Below are 22,448 nucleotides of genomic sequence, written 5' to 3'. Positions count from 1 at the left end.
CAGCACTCAAAAGGTCAAAATTTCAGTTTATTTAGGCCTTGCAGTGAATCGTTAGCAAAATCAAACGTAAACATCACGATTTGATTGTCTAATGAGTGGTGGCTAAACAGCCTTTTTCCAGCAGTTTCAGATGGTACTGCAACAACACTTTGTGCTTGTGTCATGTCTAACGTGTCTTCTATTCCTGTTCGATTATTCACAAAAACAGGTAACCCTGTTTCGAAGGCACGCTTTCGCCATGTTTCGCCCGGTCCATAAAGCCCAGGAGCCCAGTTAGCTGTTGAAACAATCACCTCAGCGCCTTGCTGCTTAAGTAATTGACTATGACTTTCTGGCCAAGCGTCTGCGCAAATGAGTAAGCCAACATTTACTTCTGTATTATCATGCAATGATAATGACACTGTGGTAGCTTCACGCCCTTTTGTTGACCAAGATTCAGAGCCTGGAATGGTATTAATCTTTCTATGCTTTGCTAAGACTTCGCCCTCGCCATCGATAACAAATAAGGTGTTATAAGCTAATTGCGTCTTACTATCTTTTTCTAAGTGACTTAAAAAAAGAACGATATCTAATTCATCTGCTGTTTGTTGCAAATAACGAGTCCAACGATCTACTCCTTCTTCGAACCAGTCGATACCAATTTTATATTTAAATCGGTACCCAGTTAAACTCAGCTCAGGAGTCATCACCCAATCAGCTCCCTTTGCTTTGGCTTGCCTCATTCCTTGCTCAACTAACTTAACATTTTGCCAAATATCTTCTCGAGTTTCCGCCAGCTTTGGTGCTATATGTAGCATAGCAACACTAACGCTAGCGCTATTTTGTTCCTGTTTGTCACCTACTTCAACTACTGTGCTGCACGCTATCAGGCTAAAGAAGAACGTAAATACAACACTTGCCTTTAAGCTTTTTATTACCGCTTTATCCATCGTTATTATTACTCATCTAGCCATTTATGTTGCCAACCTAACGCAATTGCTTTGGTAAACAAAGCGATACTCTCTTTAAAAAGTTGCGCTTGATTTTCGCTCGTTACTTTATTTGAGTGAGTTGCTTTAGTTTCAGCGTTAGCTATGTTTTGTTTAGGGAAAGATAAAAGTTGCCAAAACTCTGACCAAAGCTCTGGTTTAGCAGACACTGCAACGGCAGCCTGTGAAGCTTGATCTCGTGTTGCTTCTCTTACTATCGCTTTAGGCAGCGCACCATATTGCAGTTTATCCAACAAATTAGCGAACGCGTAGGCACTCGCAACAAGGCGAGCATCACGCGAAACAATGGCTAAATTATGCTTAGCTAGCTTAAACTCCTCTTGAGAAAGGTGTTGCTCTAGTTGAGATAAAAGATACGCTTCGTTTAAACCAAAACGACTAAGTGCATGAAAAACACTACTTGTTTGGCTTGGCTCTAACTCGTTTTGCCAACGCAGTGCTTCAAGCACAGCTTCTTTAACGGTAACACCAACTAATTCACCTAACTTTAGGTGCCCGCTAGCGCTTGGTAACGGCACTGTTTTATCGCTCGCCGTCGCAATTGGTGTGGCGACAATAATTTGATCCGTTCCTGTGCCAGTCGCTAAATGTGAAGATTGCTTGCTAAAAATACTTAATTCAGCCAAAGCTGCAGACTTTGCTTCTGTCGTCAGCATAGCAATTTTCGTCTGTGCTCCAGGGGTAACAGCTTGATTAACTAAAACGATTATATTTATCGTTCCCTTATTATCTATTGGGCGACTTTCTTTAAAGCTAGGCACAGAATTTTTATCTGTTGATTTAATACTGTTAACTGACTTATTTACCACACGACCACTTTCTTGCACTTGAAACCAACGCGTATCATCGCCAGCCCGTTGTGCATTTCCTTTAACACCTGCGGTGGCAAAAACGGTAACAGTAAGGTCTTGAAAACTATGCTCGGCTTTTGCTAATTGTTGAATATTAGCAGCTGTGCCCATCAGAGCTAATTCATTTGGCTTAACACCTAATTTACTGGCTATCGTTTGATGATATTGCTCGCGAGTTTTCGCTAACTGAGCAAAAAATCGTGTGTTATCGCCTTTAGCCTCCATACTTTGATGATTAACCAAGTACTTTATATCTCGCAACTGGCCTCCGTTAAAAGCGGAAGTAGATAACACCAAATGCGGCGTTAAAAGCTGAGTGACAAAGAAGGTTCCTTGCCGCATCGCTTTATAATGTTCCGTTTGCGCTAAAACCGTAGCGCTTTTTAAGGCCAAAGGGCTAGATAAGTTCGCCGATCCACCTCCAGAAGAATTAACATCAAAATAGTCCCCTTCATCAATACTGACTCGTTCAAAAGCGTTAGCTGGAACACTTAGCCCATAAATTGCAGGTAAAATACAGTGAGCAAATATTGATAATTGAATCCCTACTTTTTTCTTAGTAAGAGCTTTTGTATTCTTCACAAGTTAGTTCCCACTGATCAAAATAAGCTTGCCGGTTTTTGGGTCTTTATACACTTGACCTAAAGAAGTCATCCCGTCAGTTTTCCCTTTCATACTCGACTTTATCTCTTCTGGTATTTCCACCAATTCATCGCCGGTGGTTACGCTTACCTTGTTCGACTTATCAGCATTAATGTTTAACCTTTCCTGTAAGTCTGGGCTTTGAGCAACTAGTGCTAGCATAAGCCCCAAAGAGAACACCAACATTACATCCATAATATTGGCAAAACCGGCTAATGGATCGGTATCTTGCTCAGTGAAATGAGATGATTGCCATGAAGGTTTGTTCGCTTTCATCATTCCCCACCCGCCTTTGCATTAGCAGCGACATTATGATCATCACCTGTAGAAACTAATCTAATACTTGCCGAATTTTTATGGCTTTCGTCAATCACTTGCCAAGTATCTTCATACCATCGTCGACGAACTCGTCCCAAAATATAAGCGACTAAGCCAATAAGTAACCCTAACACAGTAGTGTCGAACGCTACTGCTAGCGCTGTCGCTAGAATATCTAAATTTCCTTCACCAAGTGCTGTTAGGCCTGGCCCTAAGGGAATAAGTGTTCCCATTAACCCAAGAATGGGGCCAGAGCGCGCGAGTAAATCAACGCGTTCCAATCGTTTTGTCGCGTAAACTTGAAAATGTTTAGCTAGCTTTTCTTTTCGTTTAAAGGATTCGTTGTTAAATGTACCGCCGTCCTCTGGAGTTAACTCAATTTGTTGACGATAGGCTTTTAGCGTCATTAAACGTTCAGCGACACTTAAACCTAGTTCCCAAAGAATGAGCACGAGCAGTAAGCCCAAGGCGACAATAACGGGATAAAGCAGCCAGCTAACTAATTGATGAAGGCCACCAAGTAACATTCCATAATCCATGTTATTCACCTTTTATTTGTTTTGATTGTCGTAGACCACGGTAAAATCCACCGATAACAAATAGCAATAGAGCCAGTACAAGCCACCATTGCCACAATGGAATATCTGAAGAATCTGAGGCAGCTTCACCATTTTCATCACCAGCATTAGCTTCATTACTTTGATTATTTAGACTGTTATTACTCTTTTCTTCGCTTGATTGCGCTTTAGCTGCATTATTTAGTTCATGAATTTCAGTCACTCGATATTCTTCTGGGCTTTGTTGCAACTTATCTTGTTCACCTTTCGCCAATGCAATAACTTGGCTAAGTTGCTGCCATTGTTGCGCATCTAGATGTTGCTCTAACCAAGGTAGCATCGGATTATCAAAATCAGTATGACCACTTCCTGGCAAGCCATTTTCATTAACAAGCTCAGCAAATTGACTAGCAAGTTCTTGAGTCGTTTTATCAGAAGCCTGCCAAAACTCTTTGTGAATCGCGACAAGCATTACTGCTAACATATTCGCTTTTACATGGGCGTTGTGGCCTTGGCTTAAGAATTCATCTAATTGAAGATTATAACGATCATCCATATAAACAGACTTTACTTCTTGCCAAGCCCAGTCTCCCACTAGTGTAGGGTTAGTCACTTGCCAGCCCCACAAGTATTCTAAAAATTCACTTCCCATGGTACGCGCGCCAGCGTATCCGTGTTTCATTTGTCCTTTTAACCACTCAGGGTTTAAGAAGCGACCGCGTAACTCTTGCCTCAACGCAATACCTAGTGGACGTGTTTTCACTTGAGTAGGATCAGCATGATCAATAACAAAGTTGTTTGGTGCTGAACCGGTAATCGTTTCAATGGCTAAACTTAGACCACCTAAGTAATCAAAGGCGTCGTTATTGTCGATTAACCCATATAAATTACTAGAGCGACCAAAGTAAGTATTTTCTACACTAGACAAGGCTTGTTCAAACGATGCTTGTGACGGTTGACCAAAGTTGTTCAAACCATAGCTATGACCAATTCTTCGGATGTAAACTTGAGCAAGCTCTTCACGTTTTTCCCACGCACCAGAACGTTCTGCCAGTCGATTAATACCTGCGCCATAACTTCCTGGCGCATCGCCAAACACGCGATAAGAAGCCATTAAACCAGCGTCTTTTCCTGTTACACCTTTAGCTAAATGAGCTTTCGCTTGTTTTACCCAATGCGCCGCAACTTGGTTCTGCGACAACGGCTGCGTGCCGCCTTTAGCTTGCTTGCCAAGCCTGTTTAACGCTTCTGCAAGTGCCAAGCTTAAGGCAGGATAGTCTTGACGTATCACATCACTACTTGCATCTAACGCCATCAATACCGCTTTATCAAGTAGTATCATTTGTGAGCCGTACAGGTCTCTAAATAACCCTGAAGTAGTAAAAACAATGTCGCGGCGAATACTGTTCGCATTATTATTTCGTTCTTGGTGTTTTAATCCTTTAACTAACCCTCGGCTGTTCCATACCGGCTCTAAACCAAGCATATCCAAACCAAATGCGATCATGACACCTTCATCCCTAACCACATCAGACGCCCACAAAATTACCGCTTCACTTTTATCAATATTTTGCGGGTTATTGGCACGAGCTGTTTCAGCCATTTCTTTGCCAAGCTGCCATGCGATTCTGCTAGGAATCAACGAGCTGTCAAGCGCATAAAAATTTCGCCCAGTTGGTAAACTCGCAGGGCTACGAATAGGATCATTGCCTTGGCCTGGAGAAACAAAACCACCTGACAAACCGTTTAATAATGACGTTAGTTCAGCTTGTGGTGATGCAACTAAATTGGCTTTTATCTCTTCTGCTTTACCTTTATCAACCGTATCAACCGCAGCTAGTTCAGAAGTAACTTCAGTATCTAGACTACCTGTTGGTATAACACTTTCCTTGCCTTTCGATAGCATAGAATCAAGCATCATGTTAATTGCATCGTCTTGCCAATCTTTACCAAACACATGTAAGCCTAAAGGCATAAAACGTTCTTGTAAATCAGTTAAATAGTGTCCGACTTCATGCACTAACATGTCGTCATCTACCTGCTCAAAACTAATGCCCATCACGGCAAGTTCTGCAGACATTGCTTGAGCGAGCTCTTCTTTTAATTCAAGGGCGTCGACTTTGTCTCTTATTTGTTTTACTAAACGATCTGCAACTAATTCATTGTCACTACCATGGTTAGCTTCAAAACTCTCTATCAACTGACGTAGCTGTAATAACTCATCATAAAGTGGTGTGCTAGCTAGCGGTGGTGTTAAATGATCCACCATCACCGCTAAACCTCGTCTTTTTGCCTGAATACCTTCACCTACACCGTCAACTATGTATGGGTAAACGCCTGGAATATCGCCTGCAATAATTCGCGCATAATCATCTTCGGCTAAACCAACAGAACGACGAGGTAGGAATTCGTAAGTTGAGTGGCGGCCTAGGTGAACCAATGCATCCGCCTTAAATTTATTCTTTAAAAAATGGTAAAAAGCCAAGTATTGATGAGGTGGAGGAAAAGCCAAGTTGGCGTGAAGTAACTCTTCGTTTATCTCCCAACCACGCGGAGGCTGTGGACCAATAAACACGTTGCCAAACCGAATACCTGGCAACAATATTTCGTTATTGAACGTCATGACTTTACCAGGTGCTTTACCCCAACCTCCTAGACCTTCAATCCCTGTTTTCTTTATCGCGGCAATAATCGACGGCGCTTCTTCTAAGCAAGCATTATCAAGCTCTTTTTCTATTATGCCGTGGTAACAATGTTCCAGCTTTTCTAATAAAGCTAATGCTCTTTCTCTCCCTTGATGGTCAACACCTTCAAGTAAGTGATGCATCTCTTCAACAGTGTGATGCAGCGCTTCTTCAGCCATATCAAATTGCTTAGCTTCGATTGCTGCCGTTAACTGCTGATGCAATAAACCAAAAGGGCCGTGCTCCATTTCATGCTTGACCGTATCAGGTAAAGCTTCAAACCATGATTGGTAATCAGTAGCAGACATGGTTTCTATAGTGTTACTCATGGACGCTAACGCTGCAGAATCTCTTGGTAGATTAACGCCCTGTGCTTGCATCAGGTCTAAGAGTTCTTCTTGAGAATTAGGCAGCTTTCCTGTGTTGTAACCTTCAGCCTTCAACTTATTTAAAATTTGCCAAATCGACGCAGGTACGTCTAAGTTATCAGCGCCAATGTTATGTCTGCCCGGAGGGTGGTTGTAATAAACAATAGCAACACGCTTATCTTTATTTTCCTTAACTTTTAACTTATGCCAGTTGTTAATGCGTGTTAACACAGAGTTGATGCCACTCTGTTCAGCGATAACGCCTTGTACTTTTATTCCCGTGCTTTGATCGATAAAAGGTTTCCCTAAAGTAGCGACAACTAATGGTTGGCTAGCTCCTTGAAGTTCAGGCATGGCGATTTGGTAGTACACCTTATCTTGCGCTAAACCGTCTGATGAAAGTTGTCGTTCAATTGAACTGCGATCGCGCACTTTAATCGCTTTAATTACCGGAACATTTAGTTGCTGTAGAAATTCAGTGGTTTGTTCGCGCCCTTCACCGCCACCAATAACAAAATCTTGTAGCATAACCACCGCTGCTAATTTGTCTTTTAAAGGCAATAAAGCTTTAGCTGCTAATACGCCCGCTTCGCCCCAATAAGCTAATGCGGCGAGACAATGCGCGTTAAATTTATCTTTTGCTTGCAGACAAACTTGACGTAATAACTTAGCATCCGCGGGTCTTCCGCCGCCTGCATGATCGATAATGGCAATAATAGGCTCATTCACAGTCAATTTGTTTAAGTTTGTCTTCGGTAATTGATGATGAAATTCATCGTTAAAGTACCAACGAAGTTGTGGCGTCGGAAACGGGGGTTTTACGTCAGTACCATGTCCCATCTGTTCAAACATCCAAGCAAACAATTGCGCTGTGTTTTCAGCGCCAGCAGCATGCCAATAGGCTCTAGCCATCAACCATTCAGACTGCGCTGGATTGGCGTTAAGTTGGTCTTGTAAATCTTGTTGAAATGACTCGCCAGGCAAGGCTTTAGCGAGGGCTTTAAGTTGCTGTGAATTATCAAAAATTGTCTTTCGATTAAACTGGCTAAGCGCCACTAAACGGTGGTCACTGCTCATGATAAGTCGTTGTTGATTGTCGTTAACCAGCAGAGGTCTTAGGTTAGCGACACTTGCACCATAAAGGCCAAAGCCTAAAACCGCTTGGCTATTTTCGATGAGTGTTGCTCGTTGCTTGGGCGTTAGTGCCCATAATTGTGTATCTGTACGTGCGGTGATTTTAAGGTGACTGAATTTCGGGTTTGCCAAATAAAATAAACGAGCAGCTTCGGCAATGGTCTCGGCATTACGTTGAGAGGTTAGAATGAGTAAATCACTTTTACTTTGGGTTGCCCAAACAAAGTGTGAACTGCTCAGTAGCAGAAAAACAAAAAGAAAATAATTGCGCATGATTTCTCGCCAACGTCTTATAAAGCAATTGCGAGAACATAGACAAGAAGCTCTGAACAGCTAAGAAACCTGTGTCAAAAAACCACCTTGAAACTATATCGAGTATTCTCGCCCGAAAAGTAGTGTTTCTATGACATGTATCTGGCTCGTGTTGTTAAAACACTTACAGTTGCGAGTACAGCTCCGGAATTTAAATAAATAACTGACGATAGATATTCAGCACCGGATTCCATGGCGTTATCAATAAGCAATTGCTTTTTCAAACACATAGAAAACGCGAACTTTTTACAGGGAAAGGTTCGCAAAGTCAATTAATTGCTCAAAAATACAACTTTTATATTGTATTAAATGACGAAGTTATATTTGAACTTTCATTCGGCTGCGTCGGCAACGTTCTGAGCAGTATTTAACTGCGTTCCATTTGCGTTGCCACTTTTTTCTCCATCGAAACGGTCGTTTACAAACGACACAAACTTTAGTTGGTAAATCAAATTTCTTCATTACTGTCTTACGTGGCGACTTAATATTCGTTGCTTTTCTTGCACTACCTCTGGATTGTTTTTCCATGACCAAAGCAGCTGCTGGGCTTTCTTATAACTCTCTTCGAGATCAACGATTGGTGAAGGATAATCAACTCCTAGCTCAATGGCATACATTGCTTGTTCCATTACTGTGAGTTTCCAAGGCTGATGCACAAGAGTTTCTGGGATTTCGCTCAATTCTGGTAGCCAACGTTTAACAAAATAGCCATCGGGGTCTTTCTCCAGTCCTTGTTTTACTGGGTTATAGATTCTTATGGTATTAATTCCAGTTACACCCGCTTGCATTTGAAATTGGCTGTAATGTATACCCGGTTCAAAGTCTAAAAAAACACTTGCTAGATGTTTTACCCCAAGGCGCCAATCAACTTCTAAGTGATGACACAAAAAGCTGACTAGCATAGCCCTCATTCTAAAGTTAATATAGCCAGTTACGAGCAGACAGCGCATACATGCGTCAACCATTGGAATACCAGTTTTGCCTGATTTCCATGCAGCTAAACGAACGACAGATAGCTCTCCTGCCATTCTAGGCATGTGTTCATAGCCTTTATTAACGGCTCGAAACTCCATATCACTCTCACTTTCAAACTTTTGAATGAAGTGACAATGCCAATGAAGTCTTGAACTAAATGCAACCAAGCTACGTCGCCATCCTGGCTTTTTCCAATGAGACAAAAGGCTTTGATAAACTTGCCTTAGGCTAATATTACCCCAAGCAAGATAAGCACTCAGTCTTGAGCAATATACTTGGCTTTGTTCCGGTGAAGATAAGTTAAACGCATAGTTTTTACCACGTGTTGAAAAAAATGACTCTAATACCTGCCATGCCTCATTCTCCCCTCCTTGCTGCCAGTTAGTCTCACCAATATTAAAGTAAGCTAATAATTGAGCCGTCGATGCAACATCGCTTTCATCAGTTGTCATCCAATTCACAGTATTTGGGTCAACATTTTCAACGTTAGCTCTCATCACGTCGCTCCAGTGCTTGTCCCAACCAATTCTATTTGGTTTACCTCGAATAACAGCAGCATAATTAGCCTCGTGCCAGTGAACTTCATTGTTGTAACACCATGTCATAACGTCTTTATCACGCTGAAAGGTATTACTTAAGCCTACTTCTTGATGTGAAAATAAATAGCGAATGTCGAATTTTTCGTGGAGACTTGACAACAGCGCTAACATATCCTCATTCGCGCACAATAAAGAGCGACTAGGCAATCGACTCTGAATGTCTAAAAGTGATTGTGCGACGAATTGCCAATGCCTTTTACTATAGTGAGTGTCTTGTAATAGCATCGGTTCGAAGTTGTATATCAACAAAACGGGTAAGCCAGTGGATGAAGCCCACTTCAAAGGTAGGTGATCAGTCAAGCGTAAATCTCGCTTTAACCATACAATCGCGATCGACATACTAAACGGCCTTAGTTACCGGCCAATCGACTAAGTCTACCGAATCTAAAGGTTGATTATCTGACTCTCCTTGCCACTTTTTAATGAAGAAACCTTCGGGGTCATAAATGTTGGTTTGTTTCTCCAAATTAAAATGTCGCCCTCCTCTTGGGTCAGCCCCCACGCCAGCAATGTATTGCCAATTGCCCCAATTAGCGGCGACATCGTAATCAATTAATTGCTGCTGAAAATATGCAGCACCGTAACGCCAATCTAGACCGAGTTCATTGACAAAACAACTTGCTACTATTTGCCTACCGCGATTTGACATATAACCAGTTTCGTTTAATTGCTTCATACATGCATTGACCAAAGCAAATGGGGTATTTCCAGCTTGCCACTTTCTCAGGCGCTCTGGATAAAAGCTGGTTAACGGCGATTTTTTATCTTGCCCCCCGAAGGTAAATAGCGTTTTGCCTTGCTTGAGTGAAAGCCATTGAAAATACTCGCGCCACAACAATTCAAATTTAATCCAATAGGTTGAGTCATTTGCGACCGTATTGGCTTCATAGTCGTCAACCGCTCGCCACACTTGAGAAGGCGATAAACAGCCATGTGCAAGATATTGACTAAATTTCGTTGAACTACTCCATTCATCTAACGCGTTTCTGGTTTCTTTATAAGTGCTCGGAGATTTAGAGGAAAAGTAAACATTGATGTGTTCATTAGCTTGTTTGTGGCCACCACGAAAGTAAGAAAACTGAGCCAACTTCTCTAACGTAATTGATTGATACAAATAAGGCTGTAATCGTGCTTCTATCGCTTGCGTTATGCCGCTTTTAGGAAAACTAGCGTGTTGATTAGCTTCAGATGCGATCTCAAGCTCACTATTTTCTACAAACTTTCTAAATTTACTAAATGAATTGAAAAGGTTGTTTTGATTTAAGATATCCGCCAGATCAAATAAGGTGTACTGTTGATAACCGTTAAACGCCACATGACTATTATTACAATTGAGTGTGGTGATTAGTTTGCGCTCATCAAATCCGTGCTGCTTTGAAAAGTAAAATGCGTCAGGCTCAATTACATCGATAGCTAATTGTAAAACGCTATCAACTTTGCCCGATAAGACCAACAACTTATGCCCTAGCGCGGCCAAAGAGTCGTTAATTTCTCTCAAACACTCTAAGATAAACCTTTCTCTATGATGACCAATTGCTGCTGCTTGAAAACTACGTTTAACAAAATCTCCTTCATTGAACACATAAATAAAGCAAACTTCTTCAACTTGTTCACTTAAACCTACTAGCGCTTTATTATCTTTTAGGCGTAAATCATTGGTAAACCAATAGATGGCTCGTTTGTATTTCAAAGCTATTACTCTTGAACTCAGTACTAAGTAAATACATACGAACTATGACGATTCAAAGTTCAAAAAGCGCAATAATCGTAGCCTATCCAACCTAGATTCAAGTAGAAGTGCAGTACTTGTCTGAGCTAGCTTGCCCATCCACGTTCAATTATTTTATTAAATGTTGTATAGCGAGCAGGCAATTCTCGGTTTTTCTTTTTGATGAGATAAAGCGTTTCTATCACTGAGTGTTTCGACTCCATCACTGAGAGCAAGTGTTTTTGAAGAAAACTATCAATAACAGTTCGAGGTAAGATGGTAAACCCGATACCTTGTGATACAGGCTGAAGTATCTGACTGATTTGATTAACAAAACCAACAACTGGAATGTTTTTAATTTCAATTTGATTGATAGATAAATCAGTACTTTGGCCAAAATAAAGCGCTAAGTAATGTTCCGCATCTGGGTGCGAGATTAACCCAAGCTTCATCAGAGAGTCAGCAATGTTTCCGTCAATTATACAATTACTGGGAACGACTAAACACAGTTCTTCTTTTCCGATTTCAACCGCATCAAAAAGGTGCTTGTTGGGAATATCAGTCACTATACCTTGATCGATATCGCCTTCTCGAATATCTAATAAAATTTGATGGTTAGGGGCGGCTTTTAACTTCATTACCAAATTCGGGTATTTTAATTGATGATTAAGCATTTCCGGATAAAGCAAAAGAGCAGCCGAGCCAGAACAAGCCAGCGAACACTCCCCTGTATATGGATCATCAAAGGCAAGGTGTTCAATAAGCTTTTTTTCACTTAAAGCGAGTTCTTTGGCATGTTGATAAACTAGCCTACCTTATTCAGTTATAACAAAAGACTTTTTCTCACGCTTGATCAGTGCATATCCGCATGCGCTTTCTAGTTTGTGGATATGCTGAGTTACCCCTGGCTGCGTCATAAACAGCTTTTCAGCTGTTTTAGTAAAGTGACCAGTATCAATCAAAGTAACAAAGGTCTTTAACCAAACAGGGTTTAACATACACACACTCTTTCACTTTTAATCAGCAGAAGTAATAACAATTCATTATCAACATAATTATTAATGATAATTTTTATTAATCAATATCCAAACCTAAAATAGTCTCATCAAATTAATTAATGAATATCACATTAAGTCTGAGATTAAAGAAAGGTTGGAACGAGCTATGAAAATGAATCACGTTGGTATTATGGTAGGCGATATGGACAAAGCGGTAGAGTTTTACACCCAAGTTCTAGGCCTAAAGATTGTGATGAACAACACCAAAGTCGTTGAAGAAAGAGAAACTGCAATCGGTAGAATGTGTATTGCTGTTTTTGGCGAAGGCTTTGAGGGGTTTAACATTGCTCACTTAGTTACAAGCGATGGTATTGGTGTTGAACTCTTTGAAATGAAAAACCGAGACGAACGCCATGAAGTAAACTTCTCACGTTTGGGCATATTTCACTTTTGCTTGCAAACAGATGACTTTGAAAGTGTTATGCGAAAAACAGAAGCATATGGCGGTAAAGTTCGAATGGATATTATGCGCTATCACCCAGAAGATGACAGTAAGCCCGCCAAAATGGTTTATTTAGAAGACCCTTTTGGTAATTTATTTGAGCTTTACTCTCATACGTATGAAGAAACTTACGCTTCAGACTACGAATAACCGATTTCTTTATACGTGTAGTCCCCATAAGAATACGCAAAGGCAAAGTTACAAACTAGCCTTTGCGATTAAAACACAATTGCAACTTTAACGCCGAATAAACGAATTTTCTTCAATATTTTCTCATATCTATAATTTCTGCTTTACTTAAGTTATCTCTAAAAAAATTTTTACACGATTGTATGCCAGAGGCGCAACAAAAAACTCTAGTAAGAGCGCACATAGGCTCCCTCTCTGTCGATGAAATATTCAATGTCTTTCCTGACTTGATTTTCGTCTTAGATAAACACGCTCAAATATTAGAGTACCGCGCAGGCAACATGAATGATCTTTATATCCCCCCTGACGAATTTTTAGGTAAATCTATGTGTGATGTACTGCCTAACGAGGCAGCTCATATTATTCGACAAGCCTTAGATGACTCGATGATAAGCCAAACAGTTGAAATAATAGAGTATAAATTACCCGTTATGGAGGCAGTAAAATGGTTTGAAGCTAGAGTTTGTCTTTCAGATGGTGAGCGCTTTATCATGCTTGTTCGGGATATAACTGAAAGCAAAGTAAAAGAGGAAGAAATTACCTACCAAGCTACTCACGACCATTTAACAGGGCTTTACAATCGTGCTTTCGCTTTTGATTACATTAATCAAAAATTAAAAGAAGCCGAGAGACAGCAACTACCTGTCGCTATTCTATTTATAGACATAGATGAATTTAAGCAAGTAAATGACAATTTTGGTCATGACGTTGGCGACCAAGTACTCAATATGACAGCAAAAGCAATTAAGGTCTCTTTGCGAGACGAAGACATGGTAAGCCGGATTGGCGGTGATGAATTTTTAGTGATGATCACCGATAAAAACTCGCTGTTCAACTTAGATAAAATAGTTACCAAGATTCAAGATTCTATCGAGAAATTCACCTATTTATTGCACGAAGAACTGTCGGTATCAGCAAGTATAGGTTATTCGATTTGTCAAAATGGTAAAACATCGTTAGTTGAATTAATAAAACAAGCTGATTTGAATATGTATAAGTGCAAAAAGAACTAGAACTTTTAATCATTACACCTTTTTTTGTCATCTCATTTTTGTAGAATGTTCTAATCTAGCTTTTGAATTCCAGACATAACTAAGAAACTAACAATGCTAAATTATGACAACTTTGACGCCATTTTGTTTGATATGGATGGAACTATTTTCGACTCTGAGGTTGTTCATAGAGAAGCTTGGAAAATAACCGCAAATCAATTCAATCAAACATTTACCGACGAGATGTATTTGCACTTTATTGGCAAAACTACCCCCAATTGCGTCAAATTAGCCGTAAAGTGGTATAACAATAATATGTCTGTAGAAGATTTTTCTACTCGCTATTACCAAAACTTAGATTTGTTACTTAAAAAAGGCGTGCCATTAAAAGCTGGCTTCGAGCAATATTTGCAAACAATCAAAAAGCTTGGAAAGCCTTTAGCCATAGTCACCTCTAGCGCCGTTTATGGTGTTGAAAGTAATTTTGCTCATTACGATTTCTTTTCTGAATTTAAAGTGATAGTAACCAGAGACGACGTTAATGCTTTTAAACCTTCTCCGGAGCCTTATTTACTCGCTTGTGAAAAACTAAATATAGATCCGACACGAGCACTAGTCTTTGAAGATTCTAATACAGGCGCTGCTGCGGCAATAGAAGCAGGCTGCTTTACCGTGGGCATTCCTGACTTAGTGCCCTTTGATGAATTAACGGCTCATCGATTAAGGTTACAAATAGCGAGTTTTCACGACCTGCTTTAACTGTTGAGTGTAAGCAATTCACCTCAAACTTGTCAGACCAGTATAAAAAAACGTAAACTGTTAGCTCAAATTACTGACACTAGATATTGCTTAAATGGAAATTCGCCAAATACAAGGCTACATACAATCTATTTATTTTGCCGTTTACGACGACAAAATATTACTACTAGATGGTTGCTGCAAAGCAGATATTAGCCGTATTGAAGAGTTTGTCACTAAAGAATTAAATCGCCCTATTGATCACCTTAAAGCGGTATTTGTTACCCATATGCACCCAGACCATGCGGGGGCAGCGAATACACTCAAATCAAAATTCGGCTGTAAAATCATCACAAGTTCAGTGAATGGCCAGTGGTATAATGGCATTGACGGGTGGTTAATGTACTTAAGCGATATCTTACTCACCTATTGGGTTGCCAATCGACTTGGCCGAAAGCGCAAGAACATCTGGTACATGCCAAGGCTTAACGTGGATCATGCGTTAAAAGACGGTGAACCATTACCTGAATTTGAAGATTGGATAGCCATTGAAACTCAAGGCCATACCGATAGAGATATGTCACTTTTTCACAAACTGACTAAAAAAGTTTATATTGCTGATTTAGCAGTAAAGGTGAAAAACAAATTTATTCCCCCCTTCCCCGTTTTTTACCCGAACCGCTACAAAACGTCGCTAGAAAAAGTGGAAAAACTAAGACCATCTAGTGTTATTTTGGCGCACAATGGCGAAGTAAAAATAACCCATGAAGAATACCTACACTTAGTGAGTTTAGCGCCGAAAGTGCCGATGACACACTGGCGGGCGACTAAAGCAAAAATTAAAAAACTTTTTAAATAAAGCATATTCTCGGCACGAGTTACCTATTAACGCTCCTCTAATGCACCTTCCTAAACTCAGCAGGCGTCATATCCGTTTTCTTTTTAAAGATCCGACTAAAGTATTGCGGATACTCAAACCCTAACTTATAGGCGATTGCAGAAACACTGTCACTCGAATTTAACAACAGGTATTTCGCTTTTTCGATGAGCCTTTGATGAATAATTTCTTGTGCACTTTTACCCGTTTGGCTTTTGAGTAAATCACCCAAATAATTTGGAGACATATGCAACTCTTTTGCTAACAAACTAACGGAAGGCAGCCCGTCTTCATGGCTTTCCGCATGCTCTAAGTGAGTATCGACTAATTCGGTAAAGCGTTCCACATAATCTAGATTAAAAGTTTTTCTTGTTAAAAACTGACGACTAAAAAAACGGTCGATGTATTTAAGCATCAAATCAAGACTTGCTTGAATAATCTCTAAACTAAACTGATCTTGGTTTTGCTGAATTTCTTGATTTATCTCTTTGACTATTTTCGTCAAGGTATTTTGTTCACGGTCAGAAACGTGCAACGCTTCAAAAATATCGTAAGAGAAATAACCGAGGTTTTTAATTTCTTTGCCAAGTGGATGACGAAGTAATAAGTCAGGATGAAACATGATAAACCAACCACGCACCTCTCCTGGTTCATGCAATTCTTCAATTTCAATCACCTGACCAGGAGCATATGCCGTTAAGACGCCACTGCTAAAGTCATAATGCTGCCGGCCGTAACGTACTCTTCCACAAAAGCCCTCTTTTAGTGAGACACTGTAAAGATCCGAGCATATTCGAGTATTAACAAATCGCTCATCAACATGGGTTTCTGATAAATCAATAATATGAATTAGAGGGTGATCAGGTTTTGTTCCCATATAAAACTCGACCGCCTGACCCACACTTTTAATTGTGACTAAATCTGACATCACCCTCTCCTTTGTTTATTCCTAACTCATTCACCATAAACTTAACGTTAGCCAGCTTTAGCTAATATTGTTTCGGTTGTTTGCCACAATCTCTCTCGTAATGAAGCATCTGTTGCCGCTTTAGGTAAAGAGTTTAGCACTGGATAACCTCGAAAATTACTAAATCGCATTGGACCAAGATATTCTCCGCCAACTAAATTATCGTCAATTGCTGCTCGAAGAGTTGGTAGCACTCCCATAGTTATCTTCTGCGCAAACAATGCGTTCATGACAACGCCAGTAATGCCCATATGTTGCTGCAGATTTGTCGCTGTATATCCGGGATGAGCAGCTACTGAAATTATTTTACTGCCGGCTTCTTTTAACCTTTTTTGGAACTCTACTGCAAACATTACATTCGCTAGTTTACTTTGTGCATATGCAGCCATACTGTCATAGCTATTCGTGAAGTTAATATCTTCATAATAGATGTCTGCGCTTTTAAATTTTGCCACTAAACTGCTCAAAGTTACCACTCGAGGGTTTTGTGCTTTTTCCAGTAATGGAAGTATGCCCATCGTCAGTGCAAAATGCCCTAAATGATTTGTCGCCCACATAAGCTCAAAACCTTGCTTTGACTCGAGTCTCTTATCCATTTGCATCACGCCAGCATTATTAATTAGCACGTCGATAGTTTCGGATTTATTGAGCAGCTCAGTCGCACAGTTTTGAACTGAATTAAGATCAGACAAATCTAATTTAATGAGGGTTAAATCTGCACTCGGTACCACTTGTTTGATTTCTGCTAACGCTTGGTGGCCTTTATCTAAGTTGCGCACAGCTAAAGTAACTTTAGCACCTTTGATGGCAAGTACTTTTGCAGCCTCTAACCCTATTCCACTGTTAGCACCAGTAATTAAAAAGTGCTTACCCGATTGGTCGATAATATTCTCTGTTGTCCAAACCATTGAGATTCCTCAGTTGATGAATTTAACAAGGAAAATTATCTATTAGTTGAAGTGAAAGTGCGTTATACAAACTACAGGAAGGTGTATACAAATAACGAAAATGTATACCAATAGAAGATCATCCTTCCCGCAGTTCGATGCTGAATGATATGCGCTAAAGCGCCATTTAGTTTATTCGGCAACCTCTAAAATTACTTCGATATTACCACGAGTAGCATTAGAGTATGGGCAGACCATGTGTGCCTTTTCCACTAAAGCATTTGCAACTGATTTGTCTAAATCAGGTAAAGAAACGATTAACTTAACAGCGATGGCAAAACCCACTTCAATTGGCCCTATCGCCACTTCAGCAGTAATTTGTATATCATTACCCAACGCCACTTTTTCCGCTGCCGCAACATGTTTTAAAGCGCCGATAAAACACGCTGAGTAGCCTGCGGCAAATAGTTGCTCAGGGTTAGTACCTTCACCACCTGCACCGCCAAGCTCTTTTGGCGTGGAAAGCGCAAGATCTAGCTTGCCGTCATTTGAAGTGGCCGTCCCTTCTCTACCGCCTGTAGATGTAGCAATTCCCGTGTAAATTGTTTGTTGTAACTTGTGCATGTTCATTCTCCAAAATATAGTTTGCACGCAAACTATATTAGTAAAACCAAGCTTCTGTCAATTACTTTGCATACAAAATATATAATCAAACATTGATGAAGTGTTAATTTGCATGCAAAATAAGAAGGTAATTTATTGATAGAATCTAGTATGTCTGACGCGTTAAAACTTGAAAACCAGCTATGTCATCGCTTTTACTTAATTTCCAATGCGCTGACCAGAGCCTATCGCCCTTTGTTAGAAAAGCTCGATATTACCTACCCTCAGTATTTGGTTATGATGGCATTGTGGGAAAAAGACAAAATAACAATTGCAGCTCTTACGCAAAAAACTGGCATAGATGCAGGAGCGATGACGTTAATTTTAAAAAAGCTCTCGCAAAAACAACTAATAGAAATTGAAAAAAACGCAGAAGACAAAAGAGTTAAGCACGTAAACTTAACGATAGCAGGTCAGGATTTGAAAGAGTCCGCAGAAACGATCCCTGCGCAAATGTTCTGTAAATTCAATCACCTTAATGACAGCGAAGTAAAGCAGTTAGTCAACTTGCTAGATAAAATGACCATGTGTTTTTAAAGGGACAAGGTGTTTTGATGATCAATAGTATTAACTTTACATACACATTCAAATACAATTAACTAAATTAAAAATTAAAAAACACTCAATGCCTAAACCTAGCACGCAATTGTTAACAATGATGATGTTGTTACTTGCCTTTATCGGACAAGTAACAGCTATGTCTGCGCCTGCTTGTAATGAGGAAAGTAGCTTAACTGACTCTAGTGCTGTCACTGAACTAAACACTCATATTAGTGACATAAAGGCTGCTGAAACAAAAGAAAGCAACTGCTGCTCAACACTGTGTTGTGATCTAGGCTGCTTATGTTTGGTAAGCAACTGTGCATCTGTTGTTTATGTAAGTACCGACTTACCCCTTTATCACCACAATCTAACTACTGACGTTATCGACTTTTCTGAAACGTTATTACTCGACACCTCCCAATCTCTCGTTTATCGACCTCCGATTTTTGCGTAATACAGGATAATTGCGCCTATTTTTGGCCGATTATTCACTTCATTCAAAGTCACTTTTCAGTTACGCATTTAATTTGCGTGTAGTTAACATCAAGCATATTTTGAGGTCAAACGTGCTTAAAACATCATTAAAATTAACGAGCCTATTATTATTACCAACACTTGCCTATGCCAGTGATGATCATGACGATCACCACAAACATAAGCATGAACACGACAAAAAAAGCATCGAGAAAATTCAAGTAACCGCCTCTCGTCTGGGTAGAATCGTCACCGAGTCTGCCACGCGAACCGAAGTGATAAACGGGGAAGAAATCCAGGAAAAGGCGTTAATGCGCCCTGGCAATATATCCATGTTGGTGGCTGAAACCGGCGGTGTGCGTGTACAAACCACCTCGCCTGCACTGGGTAGCGCTAATATTAGACTTCAAGGTTTATACGGAAGATATACCCAGCTACTAAGCGATGGCTTACCCCTTTACGGCGGCCAAACCGCTTCAATTGGCTTATTACAAATACCGCCAACAGATTTAGCCAATGTTGAGATTATTAAAGGCTCAGCTTCGTCACTTTATGGCGGCTCTGCTTTAGGTGGGGTCATCAACCTTATCTCTAGAACACCTAGCGACGAATATGAAGGTGAAATTTTACTTAACGTCACGTCTAAAGACGGACAAGATTTAACCTCCTATTTTGCCGCACCGTTATCAGAGAATACTAGCGCGTCTATTACCGCGGGTGTTCATCATCAAGCAAAACAAGATTTAGACAACGATGGTTGGATGGATATGGCGGGTTATGAGCGAGTAACAGCTAGACCTCGACTGTACTGGCAAGGTGAAGACGGGACTAACCTTTATATGACTATGGGCTTTATGTCGGAAAATAGGCAAGGTGGTACATTAGAAGGACATACAGTGCCAGATGGAACCTCTTATCCGCTAAATCAAGACACTCAACGCACAGATCTCGGCTTTATTTTTGACCAGGCACTAACAGACGAGCTAAATCTAAACTTTCGCGGTTCAGCCATGCAGCAAGATCATGAACATACTTTCGGTATGGAATACGATGAAGATAAACACGAGAGCTACTTAATTGAGTCAAGTTTATCGGGCTTTAGTGATCAAACAGCGTGGCTATTTGGCATTGCTTGGCAATCAGAGCAATTTTCATCTGATAGTTATAGCGAATTTGATTACAACTTCGAAGTACCTGGCATATTTACCCAAGTAGATTATGAAGCAACTGATCTTCTGTCTATGTCATTTAGCGCTCGTGCCGATTGGCACAGTGAATACGGTACCCAATTTAGCCCTCGCTTATCGATGCTTTACAGCCCTGAAAATTGGATTATACGTGGCTCTTACGGTAAAGGCTTTTTTGCTCCTAGTCCATTTATCGAAGATATCGAAGCAGCAGGATTATCTAACCTAGCTCCATTGGAAAACATTGAAGAAGAAAAAGCGACAACGGCATCTCTTGATATTAGTTACGTGCAAGACAGCTTAGAAACTAGTGTGACGCTATTTGCTTCCAACATAGATAATGCCACCGAACTTGTTGAAATTGAGCCGCAATTTCAGGTGAACAACAAAGCAGTACAGATTGTTAATGCAGAAAGTGAAACCAAGGTTAAAGGAGCAGAATTAATGCTTCGCTACCGATGGCACGATATCAAGTTTACGGGAAGCTACTTGTACACTGACGCTACTAAACAGCCAGAATTAACCATGGGCAAAATGCCCCTTGCCTTAACCCCTGAGCACTCGGCAGGGCTTGTTGTTATGTGGGAAGAACATGGCAGTCATTTAGTGGGCTTTGAAGCTTACTATACGGGAAGCCAAACACTAGAAAATAATCCTTACAGAGACAAAAGCGATCCTTACTGGCATTTAGGTTTACTCGGACAGATTACAGTTGGAAAAATTAGCTATTTTCTCAATGCAGAAAATCTACTAAATATTCGCCAAACAAAAGGCGAATCACTTCTATTGCTCGAGCAAGCACCTAGTGGTCGTTGGACAACTGACATTTGGTCAAGAAACGACGGATTTACTGTTAATGCTGGTATCAGAATACAGTTTGGCCATTAGCAACTAAACAAGCTCTTAATTGCAAAACTGGCGATCCGCTAGCTTTAACTCTTAACGCTAGCGGATTTTTTGCGTTTAAAACTGAATCAATGAGGCGTTTGGTTTCGATACTGTGTTGGCGTTAAGCCCACTTTGTTTTTAAATAAACGAGAAAAATACTGCGGGTATTCAAACCCCAATGCATAAGCAATGGTAGAAACAGAATCATCTGAGCCTAAAAGCAAGTTTTTAGCTCGTTCTATTTGGTGAATATGAATATTCTCTAGTGCAGTTTTCCCCGTTTCCACTTTTAGCCCGTCGCTTAGATAACGCGGCGTCATCGCCATTTCATTCGCTATTTCTTCAACTGATGGGATATGATCAGAAGGCAAGCCTTTCAGCACATCATAGAAACGCTCTTCCAGTGAAGAAATTGGGCTTTCTAAACGTTGTTGAAACTGGCGCTGATAAAACCTTTCTGCATAAGTGAGCAAGGTATTAAGTTGCGACACCATAATGTCTTTACTAAAAGCATCATGGTTTTGCGAATATTCAAGCTCCAAAGTATCAAAGATAGACTTAACTAAATTTTCTTCACGAGGCGACAAGTGCAATGCTTCGTTTATCGCATAGCTAAAGTAATTAGCTGACTCAATAGTCTTTTGAATTGGCGTGCCACGAATAAAGTCTTCATGAATAATGATGGTTCTAGCGTCAGACTTTACGTTCACTTTACTGATCCTAACTACCTGACGTGGAGCAGTACAGATAAAGCTGCCATGGCTATGATCATATTTAGTTCGACCATAGAAAATTTCCCCCTCAAGTATATGCTTCAAGCTGATACTGTAAAAGTCAGTACTTAACTCAACTTCTTCTCCTATGCAGGATGCATCTGTTTTAACACCAGTTAACGAAATAAGCGGATGTTCCGGCGCTGGAAACCCAAGAAATTCGTGGTATTCAGCTAGGTTGCTAAAATGTCTTTTCTTCATATTTAATACTCATTGAAACGCAACTTATTGTGGCTGTAGCTCGTTATACAATGCCTACTTTTCTATTTGAGGGATCAACTCAAGTGTCGATGCTTCGTGCTTTTTCGTATTAAAAAATAACTTCATGATGGTATAAATAATACCGTATTTTTTCTTAAATGCTCGGTTTACCAACGGATTTACAGTATCTAAATCCTCAGGGGGTTTGCCTTCAATCTCAATTACCGAATCGCCGCACTTAATCTCACCCTCCGGTGTTTTTAAGAATGCACCATACCAGCTGTTTGGATTAAATTTATACTGACGAACGAAAAATCGTCCTTCAGTTTCAACAATAGAAATATCTACAAATCTATGGGTTTTCCCCGAACGAATTTGGTGAACTCGATAAGCATTAACTAACTGACTTACATCTGCGATTGATTTCATTTT

The 22,448-nt window shown here is 40.3% G+C and carries 22 protein-coding genes and 1 riboswitch; of the genes, 7 read left to right on the top strand and 15 right to left on the bottom strand.

All coding sequences use genetic code 11. The annotated features are described in order from the left end of the window. Positions 1-14 precede the first annotated feature (14 nt). The 10 genes from ACOB80_RS03340 to ACOB80_RS03295 form a co-directional block, all read right to left on the bottom strand. On the bottom strand, positions 15-929 hold the full coding sequence (locus ACOB80_RS03340) for a carbon-nitrogen hydrolase family protein (protein ID WP_473164381.1): 915 nt from the start codon (positions 927-929) through the stop codon (positions 15-17). 8 nt (positions 930-937) lie between these two features. Next, the gene (locus ACOB80_RS03335; RefSeq protein ID WP_473164380.1) at positions 938-2,422 is read right to left on the bottom strand and encodes an adenosylcobinamide amidohydrolase; all 1,485 of its coding nucleotides are present in this window, start codon (positions 2,420-2,422) and stop codon (positions 938-940) included. Positions 2,423-2,425: 3 nt separating this feature from the next. Next, complete coding sequence (locus ACOB80_RS03330) at positions 2,426-2,761, bottom strand: DUF2149 domain-containing protein (protein WP_473164379.1); 336 nt, start codon at positions 2,759-2,761, stop codon at positions 2,426-2,428. After that, entirely contained in the window at positions 2,758-3,339 is a 582-nt protein-coding gene (locus ACOB80_RS03325; protein ID WP_473164378.1) for a MotA/TolQ/ExbB proton channel family protein, read from the bottom strand. Before ACOB80_RS03325 ends, ACOB80_RS03330 begins: the two co-directional genes overlap by 4 nt. A 1-nt stretch (position 3,340) precedes the next feature. Beyond that, complete coding sequence (locus ACOB80_RS03320; RefSeq protein ID WP_473164377.1) at positions 3,341-7,816, bottom strand: cobaltochelatase subunit CobN; 4,476 nt, start codon at positions 7,814-7,816, stop codon at positions 3,341-3,343. 115 nt (positions 7,817-7,931) lie between these two features. Next, positions 7,932-8,076: riboswitch (cobalamin riboswitch) on the bottom strand. A 97-nt stretch (positions 8,077-8,173) separates the two neighbouring features. Continuing rightward, the gene (locus ACOB80_RS03315; RefSeq protein ID WP_473164376.1) at positions 8,174-8,317 is read right to left on the bottom strand and encodes a DUF2256 domain-containing protein; all 144 of its coding nucleotides are present in this window, start codon (positions 8,315-8,317) and stop codon (positions 8,174-8,176) included. Next, positions 8,317-9,768: a cryptochrome/deoxyribodipyrimidine photo-lyase family protein gene (locus ACOB80_RS03310; protein ID WP_473164375.1), complete on the bottom strand. Its 1,452-nt coding sequence runs from the start codon at positions 9,766-9,768 to the stop codon at positions 8,317-8,319. Before ACOB80_RS03310 ends, ACOB80_RS03315 begins: the two co-directional genes overlap by 1 nt. Position 9,769: 1 nt before the next feature. Next, positions 9,770-11,119, bottom strand: a complete 1,350-nt coding sequence (locus tag ACOB80_RS03305; RefSeq protein WP_473164374.1) for a DASH family cryptochrome — start codon at positions 11,117-11,119, stop codon at positions 9,770-9,772. 125 nt (positions 11,120-11,244) lie between these two features. Further along, on the bottom strand, positions 11,245-11,898 hold the full coding sequence (locus ACOB80_RS03300) for a substrate-binding domain-containing protein (RefSeq protein ID WP_473164786.1): 654 nt from the start codon (positions 11,896-11,898) through the stop codon (positions 11,245-11,247). A gap of 54 nt (positions 11,899-11,952) precedes the next feature. Then, positions 11,953-12,135, bottom strand: coding sequence for a helix-turn-helix domain-containing protein (locus ACOB80_RS03295; RefSeq protein ID WP_473164373.1), 183 nt, complete (start codon positions 12,133-12,135; stop codon positions 11,953-11,955). A 166-nt stretch (positions 12,136-12,301) separates the two neighbouring features. Here ACOB80_RS03295 and ACOB80_RS03290 point away from each other — a divergent pair, with 166 nt between their 5' ends. From ACOB80_RS03290 to ACOB80_RS03275, 4 genes are all read left to right on the top strand, one after another. Next, a complete protein-coding gene (locus ACOB80_RS03290) occupies positions 12,302-12,787 on the top strand; it encodes a VOC family protein (RefSeq protein ID WP_473164372.1) in 486 nt (161 codons plus the stop codon). A 182-nt stretch (positions 12,788-12,969) separates the two neighbouring features. Beyond that, the gene (locus tag ACOB80_RS03285; protein WP_473164371.1) at positions 12,970-13,839 is read left to right on the top strand and encodes a GGDEF domain-containing protein; all 870 of its coding nucleotides are present in this window, start codon (positions 12,970-12,972) and stop codon (positions 13,837-13,839) included. Between the two features lie 93 nt (positions 13,840-13,932). Further along, entirely contained in the window at positions 13,933-14,577 is a 645-nt protein-coding gene (locus ACOB80_RS03280) for an HAD family hydrolase (RefSeq protein WP_473164370.1), read from the top strand. 94 nt (positions 14,578-14,671) lie between these two features. After that, entirely contained in the window at positions 14,672-15,415 is a 744-nt protein-coding gene (locus ACOB80_RS03275; RefSeq protein ID WP_473164369.1) for an MBL fold metallo-hydrolase, read from the top strand. 37 nt (positions 15,416-15,452) lie between these two features. Here the strand turns inward: ACOB80_RS03275 and ACOB80_RS03270 are convergent, their stop codons facing one another. From ACOB80_RS03270 to ACOB80_RS03260, 3 genes are all read right to left on the bottom strand, one after another. Continuing rightward, on the bottom strand, positions 15,453-16,361 hold the full coding sequence (locus ACOB80_RS03270) for a helix-turn-helix domain-containing protein (protein ID WP_473164368.1): 909 nt from the start codon (positions 16,359-16,361) through the stop codon (positions 15,453-15,455). 47 nt (positions 16,362-16,408) lie between these two features. Then, positions 16,409-17,308: an oxidoreductase gene (locus tag ACOB80_RS03265; RefSeq protein ID WP_473164367.1), complete on the bottom strand. Its 900-nt coding sequence runs from the start codon at positions 17,306-17,308 to the stop codon at positions 16,409-16,411. 171 nt (positions 17,309-17,479) lie between these two features. Continuing rightward, complete coding sequence (locus ACOB80_RS03260) at positions 17,480-17,911, bottom strand: organic hydroperoxide resistance protein (protein ID WP_473164366.1); 432 nt, start codon at positions 17,909-17,911, stop codon at positions 17,480-17,482. A gap of 150 nt (positions 17,912-18,061) precedes the next feature. Between ACOB80_RS03260 and ACOB80_RS03255 the strand changes: the two genes are divergently transcribed. The 3 genes from ACOB80_RS03255 (at position 18,062) to ACOB80_RS03245 (ending at position 21,042) form a co-directional block, all read left to right on the top strand. After that, positions 18,062-18,487: a MarR family winged helix-turn-helix transcriptional regulator gene (locus ACOB80_RS03255; RefSeq protein WP_473164365.1), complete on the top strand. Its 426-nt coding sequence runs from the start codon at positions 18,062-18,064 to the stop codon at positions 18,485-18,487. Between the two features lie 88 nt (positions 18,488-18,575). Further along, on the top strand, positions 18,576-18,947 hold the full coding sequence (locus ACOB80_RS03250; RefSeq protein ID WP_473164364.1) for a hypothetical protein: 372 nt from the start codon (positions 18,576-18,578) through the stop codon (positions 18,945-18,947). A 112-nt stretch (positions 18,948-19,059) separates the two neighbouring features. Beyond that, a complete protein-coding gene (locus ACOB80_RS03245) occupies positions 19,060-21,042 on the top strand; it encodes a TonB-dependent receptor plug domain-containing protein (RefSeq protein ID WP_473164363.1) in 1,983 nt (660 codons plus the stop codon). A gap of 86 nt (positions 21,043-21,128) precedes the next feature. Here ACOB80_RS03245 and ACOB80_RS03240 read toward each other — a convergent pair whose 3' ends face one another. Together ACOB80_RS03240 and ACOB80_RS03235 are read right to left on the bottom strand one after the other, a co-directional pair. Further along, positions 21,129-22,016 carry a helix-turn-helix domain-containing protein gene (locus ACOB80_RS03240; protein ID WP_473164362.1) on the bottom strand — a complete coding sequence of 296 codons (888 nt, stop codon included), beginning with the start codon at positions 22,014-22,016 and terminating at the stop codon, positions 21,129-21,131. A 54-nt stretch (positions 22,017-22,070) separates the two neighbouring features. Next, positions 22,071-22,445 carry a DUF2255 family protein gene (locus ACOB80_RS03235; protein ID WP_473164361.1) on the bottom strand — a complete coding sequence of 125 codons (375 nt, stop codon included), beginning with the start codon at positions 22,443-22,445 and terminating at the stop codon, positions 22,071-22,073. Positions 22,446-22,448: the final 3 nt, after the last annotated feature.

It is taken from the genome of Thalassotalea coralli, from assembly GCF_055786205.1.
The sequence above is the reverse complement of the archived record's forward strand: the minus strand, read 5'-3'. Positions and strand labels throughout refer to the sequence as shown.

Bases quoted from the DNA above. Each gene is read 5' to 3' on its own strand.
- ACOB80_RS03340 (WP_473164381.1), bottom strand. From the start codon at position 929: ATGGATAAAGCGGTAATAAAAAGCTTAAAGGCAAGTGTTGTATTTACG.
- ACOB80_RS03330 (WP_473164379.1), bottom strand. From the start codon at position 2,761: ATGATGAAAGCGAACAAACCTTCATGGCAATCATCTCATTTCACTGAG.
- ACOB80_RS03325 (WP_473164378.1), bottom strand. From the start codon at position 3,339: ATGGATTATGGAATGTTACTTGGTGGCCTTCATCAATTAGTTAGCTGG.
- ACOB80_RS03320 (WP_473164377.1), bottom strand. From the start codon at position 7,816: ATGCGCAATTATTTTCTTTTTGTTTTTCTGCTACTGAGCAGTTCACAC.
- ACOB80_RS03315 (WP_473164376.1), bottom strand. From the start codon at position 8,317: ATGAAGAAATTTGATTTACCAACTAAAGTTTGTGTCGTTTGTAAACGA.
- ACOB80_RS03310 (WP_473164375.1), bottom strand. From the start codon at position 9,768: ATGTCGATCGCGATTGTATGGTTAAAGCGAGATTTACGCTTGACTGAT.
- ACOB80_RS03295 (WP_473164373.1), bottom strand. From the start codon at position 12,135: ATGTTAAACCCTGTTTGGTTAAAGACCTTTGTTACTTTGATTGATACT.
- ACOB80_RS03290 (WP_473164372.1), top strand. From the start codon at position 12,302: ATGAAAATGAATCACGTTGGTATTATGGTAGGCGATATGGACAAAGCG.
- ACOB80_RS03285 (WP_473164371.1), top strand. From the start codon at position 12,970: ATGCCAGAGGCGCAACAAAAAACTCTAGTAAGAGCGCACATAGGCTCC.
- ACOB80_RS03280 (WP_473164370.1), top strand. From the start codon at position 13,933: ATGCTAAATTATGACAACTTTGACGCCATTTTGTTTGATATGGATGGA.
- ACOB80_RS03275 (WP_473164369.1), top strand. From the start codon at position 14,672: ATGGAAATTCGCCAAATACAAGGCTACATACAATCTATTTATTTTGCC.
- ACOB80_RS03270 (WP_473164368.1), bottom strand. From the start codon at position 16,361: ATGTCAGATTTAGTCACAATTAAAAGTGTGGGTCAGGCGGTCGAGTTT.
- ACOB80_RS03265 (WP_473164367.1), bottom strand. From the start codon at position 17,308: ATGGTTTGGACAACAGAGAATATTATCGACCAATCGGGTAAGCACTTT.
- ACOB80_RS03260 (WP_473164366.1), bottom strand. From the start codon at position 17,911: ATGCACAAGTTACAACAAACAATTTACACGGGAATTGCTACATCTACA.
- ACOB80_RS03255 (WP_473164365.1), top strand. From the start codon at position 18,062: ATGTCTGACGCGTTAAAACTTGAAAACCAGCTATGTCATCGCTTTTAC.
- ACOB80_RS03250 (WP_473164364.1), top strand. From the start codon at position 18,576: ATGCCTAAACCTAGCACGCAATTGTTAACAATGATGATGTTGTTACTT.
- ACOB80_RS03240 (WP_473164362.1), bottom strand. From the start codon at position 22,016: ATGAAGAAAAGACATTTTAGCAACCTAGCTGAATACCACGAATTTCTT.
- ACOB80_RS03235 (WP_473164361.1), bottom strand. From the start codon at position 22,445: ATGAAATCAATCGCAGATGTAAGTCAGTTAGTTAATGCTTATCGAGTT.